The following is a 16,599-nucleotide window of genomic DNA, read 5'->3' as shown; positions in this document are numbered from 1 at the left end:
AAAAAAGCATCCATTTCTGGATGCTCTTTATATAAACTGTTTTAGTTACTCTTGGTTTGATCCCATTAAAGCAAAAAACTTATCAATGTTTGGTAATAAAACGATACGAGTACGTCTGTTTCTAGAACGTCCTTCTCTTGTATCATTATCTGTAAGCGGTTGGTAGCTACTTCTTCCAGAGGCAATTAATTTTTCTGGAGCAACACCAAAGTCTTTTTGAAGCTTTCTAACAACAGAAGTTGCACGTAATACACTCAAGTCCCAGTTGTCAGTTACTTTTGCTGTACTAATCGTTCTAGCATCTGTATGACCTTCGATCATTACATCAATACTAGGCTCTGAATTGATAACGTCAGCAAGTTTTTTTAAGATCTTGTCAGCTTTGTTGCTTATTCTATAACTTCCACTGTTAAATAACATTTTGTCAGAAATTGAAATCATAACAACTGTTTCATCAATACTGATTGCGATATCATCACTTTCGTCTAAGTCTGTAGTGTCTACAAAACGCTTTAAGTTTAATGATAAAGCAAGGTTCATAGAGTCCTCAAGAGTGGTGTAATATTGCATCACATCAGGACTTACTTTGCTTAAAGTTTCGCGCATCTCAACTTTCATTTTTTCAGAAACGACAGCTTTGTTACCAACAGCATCAAATTTAGTGTGATTCTCTTCTGTTAAAACACCTACTTCATCAGTAAGGTTGTTGATTTTTGAATTATACTCAGTTACTCTAGCTTCAATTTGTGAAAATTTAGTCTGTAAGTCTTCGTTTTCGACTTGAGTCTTTTGTAATTGACTAGCTAATTCAGATTTTTGTTCTTCAAGTGCAACATATTTCTTTTTCGATACACAAGATGTAAGTAAAACTACAGTACCTAGTACTATTGATATTTTTCTCATAAAGTAATTAATTTATTTAGTTAATGTATTTACGTTAATTACTGTTATTTGGATGTTTTGTATCCTATTTTTTTAAAATATCGGTACCTAAATACGTGTTGTTTTTATTGTAATACCAAGCACGTTGCTTGGGAATCAATATGTTACTTATTATTTCGGTTTCTGATAATAAAATATATTCTCCAGTGTCAAGTTTGATGTTTCCATTGGAATCTGTCTTGAAAAACTGATACACTTCCATTGCATAGGTGTTAGGGTCAAAATAAAAAAACCAAATATCACTACCGACAGTTATGTCATAGGATACTTGAAGCACTAAGTATGATTTGCCTTTAAAGGTTTTCTGTTCTACTTTTTGATTTATGATCGTTCCTTTGTCTTTTAGTTTCATTGGTAAACCATAAAGATAGGTGTAGTAGTTTTTTAGTAGGGTACCTCTGTCGCAGCTTAAGTTATTGGCTTTAGCAATAGCTTCTGATAGTTTTGATTGACCATTAAAAGAAATCTTGCAAGTGTCTTTTAAAATAGTGTACTCTGTAATTGTAGTGTCTTTAATTGTTTTAAGGTAAAAAGTTTCTTTTGGTAGGTTAATGATAATTTTGCTATCTCTATTTGGGCTTTTAGGAATCTCCATAGTGACTTGTAAGGTGTCGTTAAAGGTGTTCCAATTATTGCTAGGATCATGATATTTGATCGCTTTGTTTAATAGGTTTGTACCTGTGATGGTTTGCGCAAAAGTAGTATTAAAGCTAATTAGTGCAAATAGTAATATAAGGTGTGCTAGTTTCATGAAAAATCAATTAAAGACTAAAAGTACAAAAGAAACTATAGGTAGGTTTGTTTTAGTTATTAAATAATTTAAAACAAAAAACCATCAGCATAACTGATGGTTTTAAAATATAATGGTTGTTTTTTGTTATTCAGACTCCTCGATAGAAGCTGGTGTTACAGAGCTATCATGAGCGTTATGATATTCTTCTAAAAGATTCATCGTACCACTAAGTAAATCTTTAGTTTCTGATAATAAATTAAAATATAAAGTAGTGTTTTTTGGACTAGATTCTTCTGTTCTAGTACGCTCTACCTGTTTTAGTATTTTAGAAGTTACAAGTTGCATGATTTCTTTCTTTCTTCCTAAAATGTCTCCAATTTGCTCGAAAGAACCAGAATTAAACGCGTTTTGTATGTTGTTGAATAGTAAATCAAAACGACTATCAATTTCTTTTAGCTCTTTAATTTGACTAAATTTTAATTTCTTATGATTGTTGTTCACGTGCTTATGACTCATTTTAGTAATGTAGTCTAAAGATTGTGTCATATCTTGAAGGTATCCTAAGATGTTGATGTAAAAATTACTTGCGTTTAAACTAGACTCGTCTAAGTTTTTAATAAAGTAGAAAATATTATCTCTAAGAGAATCTACTTCATCAGATAGTTTAATGACTTGTTTTTTATTCTTCTTTAGAAGTACGCTATCTTGTTTGGCTAAACCATTGATTGCATTAGTGTAAATCTTGTTTCCTCTTTTTACAACGTTAGCAATGTTTTTTGCGCTTTCGTGAATAACACCTTGCACAGAACTGCTTTCTGAGTCTGTTAAGCTATCTTCTGCTATAGTTTTGTTAGACGATTCTTTATGTGCTAAAAAGTTTCTTACTAATAAAATAGCAGTTAATAATAGTAAGATTGGCGCCATTACTTTCGGGTTCCAATTGATCAAAAAGACTACTGTTCCTGCAGCAAAAAAGGCTCCAAAAGCAGTTCCAAACCAACCACCAATAACATTTAATACACCAGCAACTCTGTATACAGCACTTTCACGACCCCAAGCGCGATCGGCAAAAGAAGTCCCCATAGCGACCATAAAAGTCACATAAGTTGTAGATAAAGGTAACTTCATAGAAGTCGCAACAGATATTAATACTCCAGCAACCATTAAGTTTACAGAGGCTCTAATCATATCAAAGGCCGGTAGGTCCTTGCTTTGTGTTTTTGTTAGGGCTTTTCCGCTTGGTTTTTGAAAACTTTTACCTATTTTTTCTTGTGTAGATTTTGGTACAATAACACTAAAATAATCTGATAACGCAGAGGTGCCTTTAACGATACCTCTAGATAACATGTTAGGTTCAAATTTTTCGTGTGTATCACCTTGGCTCGATAAGCTTAATTCCGTTTCTGCAACCGTCTTTGCTTTTTTAGAAAACCATAAGGTTAATACCATAATGGCCCCAGCTATAAATAGTAACAATGGTTCTGCTGGTACTTTCTTATCTAAAACAGCCATTGGGAAATCAGCAGGTAATGTTCCGAAAGTTGTGAACGCATGTTGCATGGCTTCAAAAGAATGGAAAGCAGCCATAGGGACACCAATAAAGTTAACTAAATCATTTCCTGAAAAGGCTAATGCTAGTCCAAAAGTACCAACTGCAATAACTATAATAAGGACACTTTTATTGGTTAGTTTTTGAAATACATAAGAAAATAATGTCCAGATGACTATACTAGCTAGTATAATGTAAAGTTCGTTACCATCAATCACACCACTTATATTCTTATAATATGGTGTTCCTTTTAATCCTTTTAGAAAGATGAAATAGGTTATGGCAGCTAATGAGATACCACCAAATATAGCACCAAAGTATTTTGATTTTTTCTCATATTGAAACGTGAAAATTAAACGAGAAACCCATTGTACTAAAGCACCAACCGTAAACGCAATAAAAACAGACATAACTATTCCTGATATTATTTCGATTGCTTTTTCAGTGTTTATATACTTACCTAAATCTGCGAAAGTTTGACTGTCTGTTGCACTAATTTTAATTAAAGACATCACTACAGCTGCACCTAATAAATTAAAGACAATGGAAACTGTTGTAGATGTTGGTAACCCTAGAGTGTTAAAAAAGTCAAGTAGTAAAATATCGGTAATCATAACAGCCATGAAGATGTACATGATCTCTTCAAAGTTAAACATGGTTGGTACAAAAATACCTTTTCTAGCCACTTCCATCATTCCACTAGAAAATACGGCCCCGATAAAAATCCCTAAACTGGCTACTATCATTATAGTACGCATAGAAATTGCTTTCGAGCCAATAGCAGAGTTTAAGAAGTTGATAGCATCATTACTGACTCCAACAACAATATCAACTACCGCCAATACGATGATGGCAATCAACATAAATAAATAAATATTATCCATAATTTTTAATTAAAATAAGTTTGCAAATATCTTGACTGTTTTCGATTGCAATGTTACGACAATGTTATGTTTTTTACTTAAAAGTGGATGTCAAATCCAAGTCTAAAGGTAATATTATCTTCATTACCGTTAAGTGTTGAATAGCTTAAATCTGTTTGGACTTTTAGTTTGTGTCCTACAATATATTTGGAGCCACCTAAAGTGTACTGCTTTCTTGGAGAGCTTCCTGTTATAGCGTCAAAAGTTAAAGAGGTAAAACGACCAGCGATTTCATAATTAGTTTTAAATAAATACCCTGCTTGAAAATTTACGGCATTTCCCGTTAAAACAATAGCTCCTGTTGGAGTAATACCGTCATTATCTATTGCTATGGGTTGATCAGCTTCTCTTTTTGCATATTCTCCCATAAAAGAGAAGCCTTTGTATTTAAACATGGCGTCTGCAAATAGTGTGCTGATGTTAGTTTCATATAGTGTGCCATCGCTTTTAAACATGTAGTCTCCTAAACCACTGCGTTCTCTAACAGCATTTTGGTTATAGTTGTACGTAAACCCAACCATTAGTTTAGGGCTGGTTTCTCGTTTTAAATCGGCTTGTACATAATCGCCTTTGGATGTAAAGTTGCCTAGAGGTAAAAATTCTAATCTTGCAGTGTATTGCAAGCCGCCTTCGTTACCTTCTGAAACATTGCGACCTTCACCTTGAGAAATGGCTATTTTTTCGCGCATTAGAAATCCACCACCTAAATTTGATTTATGTCTAAGTTGGATACCTAAGTCACGATCTAAATTAAAATTACTATTTAATAATGAACGATCTATAAGTTGAAGATTTGCAGAAGAAACAACACGCTCCACATTGCCAGGTAATTTTGTTTGTCCAGCCCAAAGTTCAAAATTTTCGGCAAAGTTCCACATGATAACGGCGTCCAGTATAATACGGGGCGTGTTTCTATTAAAGTCATTAGCACCAGAAATATCTCTGTTGGATAAGCCTAACTCTATTTTGTATTTTAATTTTGGAGTGTACGCAAAACCATCAAACTTTAAACGTGCGCGACGTACTATAAAGTTGTGTTCTGGACTGGTGTATTGTGATCCATCATGATCCCAAGAAGAGATTGACCTAACTTGGAAGCGAGGTGCGAATCTGATACTAAAAGAACTGTCTTTTGCTGTAAAGTTAATTAGGCCTTTACCAAAAGAGGTGTCGCTAATTTCTTGGGCATTAATAGAGTGCGTTATGCACAGTAAAAGTGCAATACTTAAAATAAATTTCATGTAATCTTTGTTAGTTTTTGTCGCTGCAAAGAACCAACATAGATGTTAACTTAATGTTTCCTGAATATTAATATTTTATGATTTTTTTAACAAAAAAGAGACTGCTTCGGCCAAAAGCAGTCTCATTAGAAATCATAATAATGTAGTCGACAAAAACTAATAGATTATATGAAATACTAATTGTGTTGTCTTAAGACAGTAACAAATATGGTGATGTAAAGTGATTTTAATATCATGCTAATATTATCTAATTATTAACAATCACCATGGTAATTTTTTTAATTAAAACACTTGTTTTTAGTGGTTTATGATTTCAATGTTAATTTAATGTTACGTAAATGTTGCATAAACGTTATCTAATTTGTATATTTGAGATATAATATTAAAACCCATAATTATGAAGAAATCAATCTTAGTATCAGTTGCTTTTTTATTTACTGTGGTTTCTTTTGCACAAGACAAAAGGGATTTAAAGCTTAATGAAAACACTAATTTAATAGACGTTGTTTATTATCACGACAATGGAGCTGTAAGCCAGACAGGCGCTTATAGTACAGATGGTAAATTACAAGGTGAGTGGTTAAGTTTTAATGCACAAGGTAAAAAACAGGTTTCAGCAAATTATGATAATGGTAAAAAAGTCGGCAAGTGGTTTTTTTGGAATGAAACCACTCTTAAAGAAGTAGATTATAATAATAATCAAATTGCAAATGTTAGCGAATGGGAAGTTAAAAACTCAGTAGCAACTAGTAATTAAATTATTACACAAAAAAAAAGCCTTGCAATTGCAAGGCTTTTTTTTTGATGTATATTTTGGTTTAGTTGATTGTCCAACCAGCTCCCCAGGTTGCGTAATCAGTCCCTGTTGCTGTTCCTAATCCTGTTAAGAAATCTGCTTCAGTAAAAGTAGCTCCTGTGTCATTTTGCATGTTAGTTGTAACATCTGTAAAAGTTACGCCTGTTATTTGTAAGTCATCGCTAACAACACCATTACCAGTATCTAAATCATCTAAGTCAAAACCTTCAGCGTATCCAGTAATCATGATGTTATTAAAGATCCCTTGTGTTCCTGCTCTTAATCTTACAGCTTCAGAAGAGTTAGCAGAACCTTCACCAATAATAGTAGCATTGTTTACTGTTGGTTTAGAGAAAATTCCTGTTGCGTTACTAAAATCAGTATTGTAACCATCTGCTTCTATAGCTTTATCGTCAGAGCCTCTGTTAGAAATGTATACATTTTCTAATGTTCCAGAAAATCCTTCTGTCCAGTCTACAGAATCATCTTCTGCATTGATAACAGAAATGTAGCTAGCGTTAACTGTTCCTCCAAAAAACTCAACACCATCATCTTTTCCAGCATATGCTTGGATATAGTTTACAGACGTTGCATTTCCTACACCATAAAAAGAAAATCCATTGTTTTCTGATTGTCCATCAGCAGCACCACCAGAATACTCAACACGTACATAGTTTAAAGATCCAGAATTATCGTTTGCTGTATTACCTCCGTAAGGTAAACTTGCAATTTCTGAAGTTGCAGTGTTTGTTCCTGTAACAGAGTTTATTGGTGCTTTTCCTAATAATATTATTCCTCCCCAATCTCCAGCAGCAGGACTTGCAGCGTCAGAAGTAAATACTATAGGGCAATCTGCAGTACCATTTGCGATAATTTGTGCGCCTTGAGATATTGCGATGTAAACATCAGCTCCAGAAGATAATGCTTTAATAGTCATACAAGCTGGAATTGTTAATGTCGTACCACTAGTCATAATTAAAGACCCGTTAAGCTTATAGGTGTTGTTTGCATCTAAAGTTAAATCTTCGGTATACGTACCAGATAAGAAAATAGTAGCAGGGTCTGTTGTACCTCCGTCAGAGTTATTGTTTGTTACACTATTGTCATTGATAACAATATCAGATGTGTCGTCTGTAGAGCATGAGAATACCATAGATACTAATGCTAAGCCTAAGATTATTTGTTTTTTCATTGTTTTTTTTGTTTTTAGTTGTATTTTTTAATTATGTTCAGTTTGTTAAAATTTGTATTTAAGTTGTAATCCTATATCTAATCCTCTTTTATAATCTGTAACTCCTTTACCATTAGCTGAGACAACCAAAACATCTCCTTGGTTTTGATCTTCTCTTACGTATTGTATTGTTGGATTTAGTAAGTTTTTAGCACTAAAGTTGATTTCAAAATTATCGCTGATAGTATTTTTCCAGATGAAGTCTAATGTTGGAACGCTTTTTTCAACAATGTTTCCAAGATCTCCAGAACCTAAAGCATCAATTCTATCTGAGAAATATGAAAAGACTAAGTTAGCGACAGGTTTGTATTTTTTGAATACTGGAGAGTAACTTACGTCTGCATTTAAAATAAATGGAGAGGCACCTTGTAGTTGGTCTTCAGTTTTGTTAAAAGCTAAATCGAATGTTCCGTCTATATTATTATATAGATCTTGTTTTGTGTGCATGTAAGTGGCATTAACTCCAAAAGAAAGATTAGTGTTGTCATTGTCATCGACTAAAATGTTTTTTCTTAATTCGACTTCGATACCATACACTGTAGCTTTGTCTCCAGTTCTAACATAACGTTGTGTTCCAGTCGCATCTCCAACAACAACTAAGTTAATTGGGTCTTCAATTTGTTTTGTAAAAGCACCTAGAGAAAATACTTCACTTCTGCTAAAAAACCATTCGTATTTTAGGTCGATATTTAAGACATTAGAATAACCAAGTACATCAGGATTCCCTCCAATACGCGTGGATACATCTTCGTATACAAATGGTGCTATTTCTTTAAACTCAGGCGTCGAAACCGTTTTACTTGCTGAGAATCTTAGGTTTTGGTCTTCGGTTAAGCTATATTTGATGTTAATGCTTGGTAATACAAAAGTCTCTTTGGATGTTTTAGAGTCTTCTCCGTTATTACCTAAGTTAATAACGTTGTAATCTATACTTTGCTCAAAGCTTTCTAACCTTACGCCTGGTACAAATAGCCATTTTTCTCCAGCTTTAATTTCTGCGTCAACATAGCCTGCGTAAATATTTAACGCTCCGTTGTAAGTGTTTTCATTAAGTCCTGGTCTGTTGGTGTTAGATAATGTAGGGTATGGTTTTAAAACTTTGATTTCGTATAATCCAGAATCACCAGTGTTTAAATTTAAGTTGCTTAAGTTGAATACAGAGTCGAAGTTGTTGACATCTGTAATTTGATACCCGTTTTCGACAATATCGTAACCATATCTAACATTGTTAAATTGTCTTGTTTTATTACGACCATTATATCCAAAGTTTAATTTTAGATTGTCATTAATTTCATAAGCTAGATTTATGCGTCCATTGTACTCGTCATCTTCAATTTTTTGAAAGTAACGTTGGTTATCAAATACGACATTACTATAAAATGTCGGGTTTGTTGTAGGATCGTTATCTAAGGCATAGTCGTAATTTTCTACACTAAAACGTTTTCTGTCTGGTTGATCAGAAAATACTTTATTGTAACCAAATCCCCAATCTAATTCAAAGTCACCTGATTTGTGGTTTCCCATTAATTGGTTTACAAACATTTTTGTTTGGTCAAACTGAATATTTTGTTGGTAAAAACCTTTGTCTGTATTAAGAATAGCATCTCTGTTTCTTCCGTTTCCATCGGTACCATAATACCCTACTACATCGGAAGAACTATTGATAAAAATAGAGTTATAACTTAAGCTATTGTCACTATCTATTTTATAGTTTAAGTTAGCCATAGCAGTTGTAGTTGTGGAGTATTCGTATTCTTCGGCCGCTTCAAAAGCTTTTTTCTCTACAGTAGAGAAATCTATAGATTGTCCTTCTCTATATTCGTAATTATTTTCAAAGCCACCCGTTAAGAAAAAGCTTAATCTAGATCCATTTTCAAAATTGAAAGAACTACCTCCTGAAGCACCGTAAGAGACATTAATAGGTGTGTCTACGCTTACTGCGTCTACACCATGAGATAATACTATTGCAAAAGGGTTGTGCTCTCCTCTACCGTAAAATCCAAAATAACCAGTACCCTCACTTCTAACAAAATTTTTGTCAATTGCATTAGTGTTTATCCCTGTGCCAGAATAAGCTTCTACAAAGCTTCCTCCTTTATGTTCTTTAGATGAAATATCTACATTACCTGCAGCAAAATCACCATAAAATTGAGAGGCGTAAGCTTTGCTTATAGATACATTTTGAATAACGTCTGACGAGAATAAATTTAAATTAATATTCTTTTTACTAACATCGTTAGATGGCAATGATAGTCCGTTTATTGTAGTGTTTAAGTATCTGTCACCAAGTCCTCTCACGTAAACATTACTAGAGCCTTCTTGTTTAGAAACCCCAGATATTTTTGAAACCGCACCAGCTGCATCGCTAACCCCTTTGCGTGATAACTCTTCAGCTCCGATGATTTGCTTGATTTCTACTGCTTTCTTTTGTTCTAATAATAAGGCTGTTTCACTTTCACGTTTAGTGGTCACCGTTTCAAGGACTATTTCATCTAAAGCAGCAGCACTAGCACTCATAACGACATTAATTTCTGTCACTTTTCCCGTTTGTACAGTTGCAGAGATTGTTTGTGTTTCGTAACCAACAAAACTAAACTCGACAGTATACGTTCCTGGATTTAGGTCTGAGAATGTATATTGTCCGGCATTGTCGGATGTTGTTCCAGTAGTTGTGCCTTTAAGTAATATGTTGGCATAAGCTAAAGACTCGTTGTTAAACTCTTTGTCTGTTAATGTTCCAGAGATAGAGCCTGTTTGAGCGAAAGTAATTGCGCTGAATAAACTAAAAAATAGGTATGTAAACTTTTTCATTTTGACTATTAAAATTCTTGATGCAAAGAAACCTTGATATTGTAAAGTCAAGGTTAACTAGAGATTAATAGTTGGTGACTAAAAAGTTAGCTAAAGGTTATCGGATAAGTTTGATTTTTGTATTTGCTAAACATTAAGTTAACATTAGCAATTGCTTTTGGTTATCTTACAAATAGTTATCTTGCATTTCAAAATTTTGATTATGATTTGGGAACAGTTGCTCTCTTTAAAACGCTTTGGCGATACTAATAAAAGATTAAGAAAAGAAGAAGACGAAACACGTTTAGGGTTTGAAGTTGATTATGATCGTGTTATCTTTTCTTCGGAATTTAGAAGTCTGCAAGATAAAACACAAGTAATACCATTATCTAATACCGATTTTGTCCATACAAGATTGACACATAGTTTAGAGGTTAGTGTTGTTGGACGCTCTTTAGGAAGAAAAGTAGGTCAGAAGATTTTAGAAAAGCACCCACATCTTCAAAATATTCATGGTTATTTGCCAAATGACTTTGGTGCGATTGTAGCATCTGCTGCATTAGCGCATGATATAGGTAACCCTCCTTTTGGTCATTCTGGAGAAAAAGCTATAGGTGAATTTTTTATTTCAGGGGAGGGACAACATTATAAAGCAGAATTAACAGATAAAGAATATCAGGATCTTTGTGATTTTGAAGGTAATGCTAATGGTTTTAAAATTGTGACGCAGAGCAGAGCAGGACGTGAAGGAGGTCTGAGATTGACGTATGCAACATTGGGGGCTTTTACAAAGTATCCTAAGGAGTCCTTGCCTAAAAAACCAACAAAACATATAGCTGATAAGAAGTATGGCTTTTTTCAAACAGAAAAAGAAGCGTTTAAGGAGGTTGCAGAAGAATTAGGTTTGGTCAAGCGTGGTAGTGCAAATGATTTTAGTTTTTCTCGTCATCCATTAGCTTTTTTAGTTGAAGCAGCGGATGATATATGTTATACTATAATAGACTTTGAAGATGGAATTAACTTAGGGCTGATTCAAGAAGAATATGCTTTGGAGTACCTTATTAATTTGGTTAGAAATTCAATAAACACGGAAAAATATCATAAACTTACTAATACGAAGGACCGAGTAAGTTATTTGAGAGCTTTAGCCATTAATACCTTAATTAATGAAGCGGTGACTATTTTTATGGATAATGAAGACGCTATTCTTAATGGTGATTTCAGTATTAGTCTTTTGGACAAAAGTAAATATGAAGCTCAAATTAATGATATTATTAAATTAAGTATAGAAAAGGTCTACCAGTCTAAGGATGTAGTGGATAAAGAGATTGCGGGCTATCAAGTTTTAAATACTTTGTTGCAGACATATAGTAAGGCAGTAAACAATAATTATTTGGATAAGGTTTCTAATTATGATAAGCTAATATTGAAAGGTTTACCTTCAACTTTAGACTTTAATACAGATAGTCTATATGCTAGGCTGCTTAACGTTTGTCATTTTGTGTCACTGATGAGTGATAGTCAGGCTATTATAGAGTATAAGAAAATAAGAGGATTTAGTTTATAGTTATTTTTAGGGTTCTAAGATTGAATTATTAATAATAAAACTCTTAAAAACTTGTTAAAAATTACTATTTTTGAGTACTTAAAAAATATTAAATGAAAAAGAAAATTACTATCCTAACGTTGTGCGTTTTAGTGTGTATCGCTTTATTTACTTTATCTAAAAATAATGATATTGAGATAATAGAGCAATCAGAGACTAGAAGTATCCACAAAAAAAACTTAGAAAATAGTCCTTTTAAGGATGTTCTTAAATTAAGTAAGCCTGAAAGAAGAGCAGCAGGTCTTACGCCTAATAAGTATTATGAACAAGAATGGGAGTTGACAATGAATCCTGTTTTAGGAAGGCCGACTTCAGAAGGTTTAAAGCAAATTAAAGCTGATCAGCAATTAAAGCGACAGGCTTTTTTAGCATCTGGCAGGGTGCCTGGTGATGGTCTTGATAATAGTTGGTTAGAAAGAGGGCCAAATAATGTAGGAGGAAGAACAAGAGCTATAATGTTTGATCCTAATGACGCAACTAACGAAACGCTTTTTGCAGGAGGTGTTAGTGGTGGTTTATGGAAAAACACAAATATTTCAAATGTTAATTCAAGTTGGATTAGAGTTGATATTGCCGAAAATTTAGCGGTTACTTGTATTACTTATGACCCTAATAATTCTAATATATTTTATTTAGGTACTGGAGAGTCATATGTTTCAGGTGATGTTAATGGTGATGGTGTATGGAAGTCGGAAGATGCTGGAGTATCATGGACTAAAGTCCTTGGAGGGATATCAGGTCCAACTACAGTTGAGACTATAATTAATACTGTTACGATTAACAGTCCAAGTGGTATAGCTGGAGAATATGTAAGTAATCCTACTACTCTTTTTGGGGCAGAAATTACTTCAGTTATTTCTGGAGATTTAATTTTGGCCAATGGAACAGTACCTTTTACGGGGAGTAATGGTGTCGAATCTATTATTGCATTAGAAGGTTGTGGTCCTTCTACAGTCGATATGACAGGTAAAATAGCTTTAGTTCGTAGGGGGGCATGTTCCTTTACTGAAAAAGTAAAGGCAGCTCAAGTTGCTGGAGCGATTGGAGTTATAGTAATGGATAATGTGGACGGTGCATTAGTAAATATGTCGGGTGATGATGGTAGCATTGTAATTCCGGCAGTTTTTGTATCAAAAGTAGATGGGGATATTCTTGAGGCTGCTGTTAGTACAGAGGTTGTTACTGGGTCATTAAATCCGCAAATAGGAACATTAAATGCGACTTTAGTACCAGGAATACAATTTGTTAATGATATTAAAGTCAGAGATAATAATGGAGTTTCTGAAGTATATGTTGCAGCAGGAGATAGTTTTTATAGTGCAGCAAACACGGGAACAATTTTATCAGGAGCAGAGTTTGGTTTGTACAAATCTGTAGATAACGGAGTTAGTTGGAATGAATTAAGTTTACCATTAACAACAGATGGTAATAAACATTGTCCTAATGATATTGAAATCGGAGCTGATAATAAACTTTGGGTGTCTACAATTAATAGTACTATTTTTGGTGATGGAGGAGGAGAAGTATTTAGCTCTATAGATGGTAATACTTTTACTATGAGTCATACTGTAGCTGAAGCTTCTAGAACACAAATTGCGGTTTCTGAAACGGACCCAGGTGTAGTTTATATATTAGCTGAGGGTAATGATACTGATCCAGTTATCATGGAGAAGACTATTGATGGTTTTGTAAGTACGACTTCAATGAGTCTTCCTAATGATGTAGATACAGATATTGATGCTAATGATTTTGCAAGAGGGCAAGCCTTTTACGATTTAATGTTAGAAGTCGATCCAAATAACGATCAAATCGTTTATGCTGGAGGTATTGATTTATTTAAATCTTTTGATGCGGGAGTGTCTTGGGTGCAATTTACACATTGGTATGGATGGTTTGGTTATCAAGAAGTACATGCAGATCAACATGCCATGACTTTTGCTAATGGGTCATCAACAATAATGGCATTTGGTAATGATGGAGGCGTATATTACTCTGCTAATGGAAGTGCGCTTACAGAAAGTAGAAATAAGGATTTTAATACGTCTCAATTTTACACGGTTGGTGTAGCGCCAACAACTGCCTTTACTGGAGATTATTTTGCAGGAGGACTACAAGATAATGGAACACATTTATTTGAAGACGCTAATACAACTCAAGCAGATGCTTCGAGGGAAGCCTATGGAGGTGATGGTGCCTATACTTTTTTTGATCAAGACGGTACAGATCAGTACTTTATAAGAAATTATGTATATAATTCAGGAGTGTATCTATATGATTTATCAACAGATACAGATGTCGTTATTAATGATGAATCGGATCGTAATGGTGCTTTTATTAATCCTCAAGCACTAGATTCGAACTTAGATATTTTGTATTCTAATTATTCTTCGGATGGAAACAGTATTATTAGACGATACTCAGGGATTAAATCTCAAGGGACTTTAGAAGCAGTAAGTTTAACAGATCCAGAGATGGACTCTACACCTACAGCATTTACAGTTTCTCCTTATACAACAACAACTTCTACGCTTTTAGTCGGGACAGTTTTGGGAGATATATTTCTTGTAGAAAATGCAGATGGTGCAACACCAGTATTTACAGAGTTAGATTTGAGTAATGTTATTGTAGGTAGTGTTTCTGATTTAGAATTTGGTAGATCAGAAGATGAAATATTTTTAACTGTTCATAATTATGGTGTTCAAAGTATTTGGTATACTGATGATGGTGGAGCTGTTTGGCAAGAAAAAGAAGGTGATTTGCCTGATATGCCAGTTAAAGCTATTTTGCAAAACCCATTAAACACAAACGAAGTTATTATAGGTACAGATTTAGGTGTTTGGTCTACTACTAATTTTTCCGAGGCTAGTCCAAATTGGAGTCAAGCTTTTAACGGAATGACAAATGTTAAAGTAACAGATTTAGATTTACGAGATGATAATATGGTTTTTGCGGCAACTTATGGTCGTGGTATTTTTTCTGGAGAGTTTAAGCTGGATAGCAATGGGGATGAAGATGGTGATGGTATATTAAATGGTGTAGATAATTGTGTTTATACAGCTAATGCTGATCAGACTGATGCAGATGGTGATGGTGTTGGAGATGTTTGCCAGGATTCGGATAATGATGGTATCTTAGATAGTGAAGATAATTGTGTCAATACAGCTAATGCTGATCAAGTGGATACAGATGGTGATGGTGTTGGAGATGCGTGTCAAGATGATGATGGTGATGGTGTATTTGCAGATGTAGATAATTGTTTAGACATTGCTAATCCAGGACAAGAAGATACAAACGGAAACGGAATTGGAGATGTTTGCGATACAAGTCATTTAAGTTCTGATAATATTTCATTAGAAATTATTTCAGAAAGATGTGAAGACCAAGACAACGGGACAGTCATTGTAAATGTTAATGAAACGTACGTAACTTATACCGCTACTGTTGTTGGAAATGGAGTGAGTTTATCAGAGCAGATTACAACGAATACATTTGCTTTTGAAGACCTAGCGGTAGGTTCTTATACCGTTTGTGTATCGATAAATGATACAACTTACCAACAATGTTTTGAAATTAGTATTGAAGAAGCAGATGTTATTGATTTACAAATTGTGAATAACAATAACGATTCTGGTATTACTTATGTAGAAGTTAGTAGAGGTACGGCTCCTTATACAGTCGTTTTTAATGGAGAAGTCGTGCAAATTACTAGTATTCCAAATTTTGAATTAGAACTTATTGGTTCTGGTGAGTTAGAAATTAAAACAGCAAAAGCTTGTGAGGGAACTTATAAAACTTCAATTGAAAATACGTTTAATATAATAGCAAGTCCAAACCCAGTAATTAATAATCTTAAAATTACCCTGCCAAACTCTGTTACTCAGTCAGAGGTAGGTGTTCATGTTTTTGATGTCAATGGTAGATTGGTGATTGATAAAAATTATGCTAGAGGTGGGGTAAACTTTATTGAGGTGCCTTTTTCAAATTTAAATAAAGGAATTTATTTTATTAAATTAGATGTGGAGACTTCGGAGGTTTTTAAAATTATAAAAAAATAAAAAGATATGAATAAGTTAATAAAAGTAATACCTATATTATTATCCGCATTGGTGTTCGTTGCCTGCGGAGGAAGTGATGACGGAGGAGAAGCTCCTGTTCCTAATACAGCACCAACAGCTGTATCAAACTTAGTGTATCCTAGTTCAGATTTATTATGTATCGATACTACTATTTTATTTGAGTGGTCTGCCGCTACAGATGTTGATAATGATGTTATAAATTATAGATTGACCGTAGCAACAGATAGAAATCTAACTAATATTGTTGAGCAAATACCAACGACTAGTACGACAAGGTTAATTACGTTAGAGCCAGCAACAGCTTATTATTGGAATGTCGTTGCGTTTGATGGTGAAGATGAAGCAGAAGCTTCTCCAACCTTAGCATTTTACACGGAGGGTACAGGTGTTTCAAATTATGCGCCGTTTGCAGCTTCTATAAATGCACCAGGATTAGATGCTTTTTTGGATGCAGGAACAACAGTCTTAGATTGGACTGGGAGTGATGTTGATGCTAGTGATGCATTAACTTATGATTTGTTTTTTGGAGAGACTGCAGATCCTGTTTTAGTGCAATCGGGTCTAGCAACTTCTACGTTTGATGTTACAACAGTAGCTGCTACAACATATTATTGGAGAGTAGATACAACAGATGATAGTGATGTAAAAAGTATTGGGCAAGTTTGGTCGTTTAGCACAAACTAAGAACATGTTAAGTTATAAATATAAATGG

The 16,599-nt window shown here is 34.0% G+C and carries 10 protein-coding genes; 4 read left to right on the top strand and 6 right to left on the bottom strand.

The window, feature by feature from the left end:
- Window positions 1-45: 45 nt before the first annotated feature.
- The 4 genes from E9099_RS05055 to E9099_RS05040 form a co-directional block, all read right to left on the bottom strand.
- A complete protein-coding gene (locus tag E9099_RS05055) occupies window positions 46-903 on the bottom strand; it encodes a flagellar motor protein MotB (RefSeq protein WP_136582616.1) in 858 nt (285 codons plus the stop codon).
- A gap of 64 nt (window positions 904-967) precedes the next feature.
- The gene (locus E9099_RS05050; protein ID WP_136582615.1) at window positions 968-1,693 is read right to left on the bottom strand and encodes a DUF6503 family protein; all 726 of its coding nucleotides are present in this window, start codon (window positions 1,691-1,693) and stop codon (window positions 968-970) included.
- A 126-nt stretch (window positions 1,694-1,819) separates the two neighbouring features.
- Window positions 1,820-4,108 carry an inorganic phosphate transporter gene (locus E9099_RS05045; protein WP_136582614.1) on the bottom strand — a complete coding sequence of 763 codons (2,289 nt, stop codon included), beginning with the start codon at window positions 4,106-4,108 and terminating at the stop codon, window positions 1,820-1,822.
- A gap of 77 nt (window positions 4,109-4,185) precedes the next feature.
- On the bottom strand, window positions 4,186-5,388 hold the full coding sequence (locus tag E9099_RS05040) for a porin (protein ID WP_136582613.1): 1,203 nt from the start codon (window positions 5,386-5,388) through the stop codon (window positions 4,186-4,188).
- 397 nt (window positions 5,389-5,785) lie between these two features.
- Between E9099_RS05040 and E9099_RS05035 the strand changes: the two genes are divergently transcribed.
- Window positions 5,786-6,145 (top strand): toxin-antitoxin system YwqK family antitoxin, encoded by a 360-nt coding sequence (locus E9099_RS05035; RefSeq protein WP_136582612.1) that lies wholly within the window; start codon window positions 5,786-5,788, stop codon window positions 6,143-6,145.
- Between the two features lie 61 nt (window positions 6,146-6,206).
- Here the strand turns inward: E9099_RS05035 and E9099_RS05030 are convergent, their stop codons facing one another.
- Together E9099_RS05030 and E9099_RS05025 are read right to left on the bottom strand one after the other, a co-directional pair.
- Entirely contained in the window at window positions 6,207-7,376 is a 1,170-nt protein-coding gene (locus E9099_RS05030; protein ID WP_136582611.1) for a multidrug transporter, read from the bottom strand.
- Between the two features lie 45 nt (window positions 7,377-7,421).
- On the bottom strand, window positions 7,422-10,226 hold the full coding sequence (locus E9099_RS05025; protein WP_136582610.1) for a TonB-dependent receptor: 2,805 nt from the start codon (window positions 10,224-10,226) through the stop codon (window positions 7,422-7,424).
- A 202-nt stretch (window positions 10,227-10,428) separates the two neighbouring features.
- Here E9099_RS05025 and E9099_RS05020 point away from each other — a divergent pair, with 202 nt between their 5' ends.
- The 3 genes from E9099_RS05020 to E9099_RS05010 all read left to right on the top strand — a co-directional run bounded on the left by E9099_RS05020 (window position 10,429) and on the right by E9099_RS05010 (window position 16,571).
- The gene (locus E9099_RS05020; protein WP_136582609.1) at window positions 10,429-11,772 is read left to right on the top strand and encodes a deoxyguanosinetriphosphate triphosphohydrolase; all 1,344 of its coding nucleotides are present in this window, start codon (window positions 10,429-10,431) and stop codon (window positions 11,770-11,772) included.
- A 92-nt stretch (window positions 11,773-11,864) separates the two neighbouring features.
- Complete coding sequence (locus E9099_RS05015; protein ID WP_136582608.1) at window positions 11,865-15,866, top strand: thrombospondin type 3 repeat-containing protein; 4,002 nt, start codon at window positions 11,865-11,867, stop codon at window positions 15,864-15,866.
- A gap of 6 nt (window positions 15,867-15,872) precedes the next feature.
- The gene (locus tag E9099_RS05010; RefSeq protein WP_136582607.1) at window positions 15,873-16,571 is read left to right on the top strand and encodes a fibronectin type III domain-containing protein; all 699 of its coding nucleotides are present in this window, start codon (window positions 15,873-15,875) and stop codon (window positions 16,569-16,571) included.
- The last annotated feature ends 28 nt before the right edge of the window (window positions 16,572-16,599 follow it).

The organism is Psychroserpens sp. NJDZ02 (genome assembly GCF_004843725.1).
In the GTDB taxonomy this organism is placed as follows: Bacteria; Bacteroidota; Bacteroidia; order Flavobacteriales; family Flavobacteriaceae; genus Olleya.
This window is presented reverse-complemented; position numbering and strand designations above follow the sequence as displayed.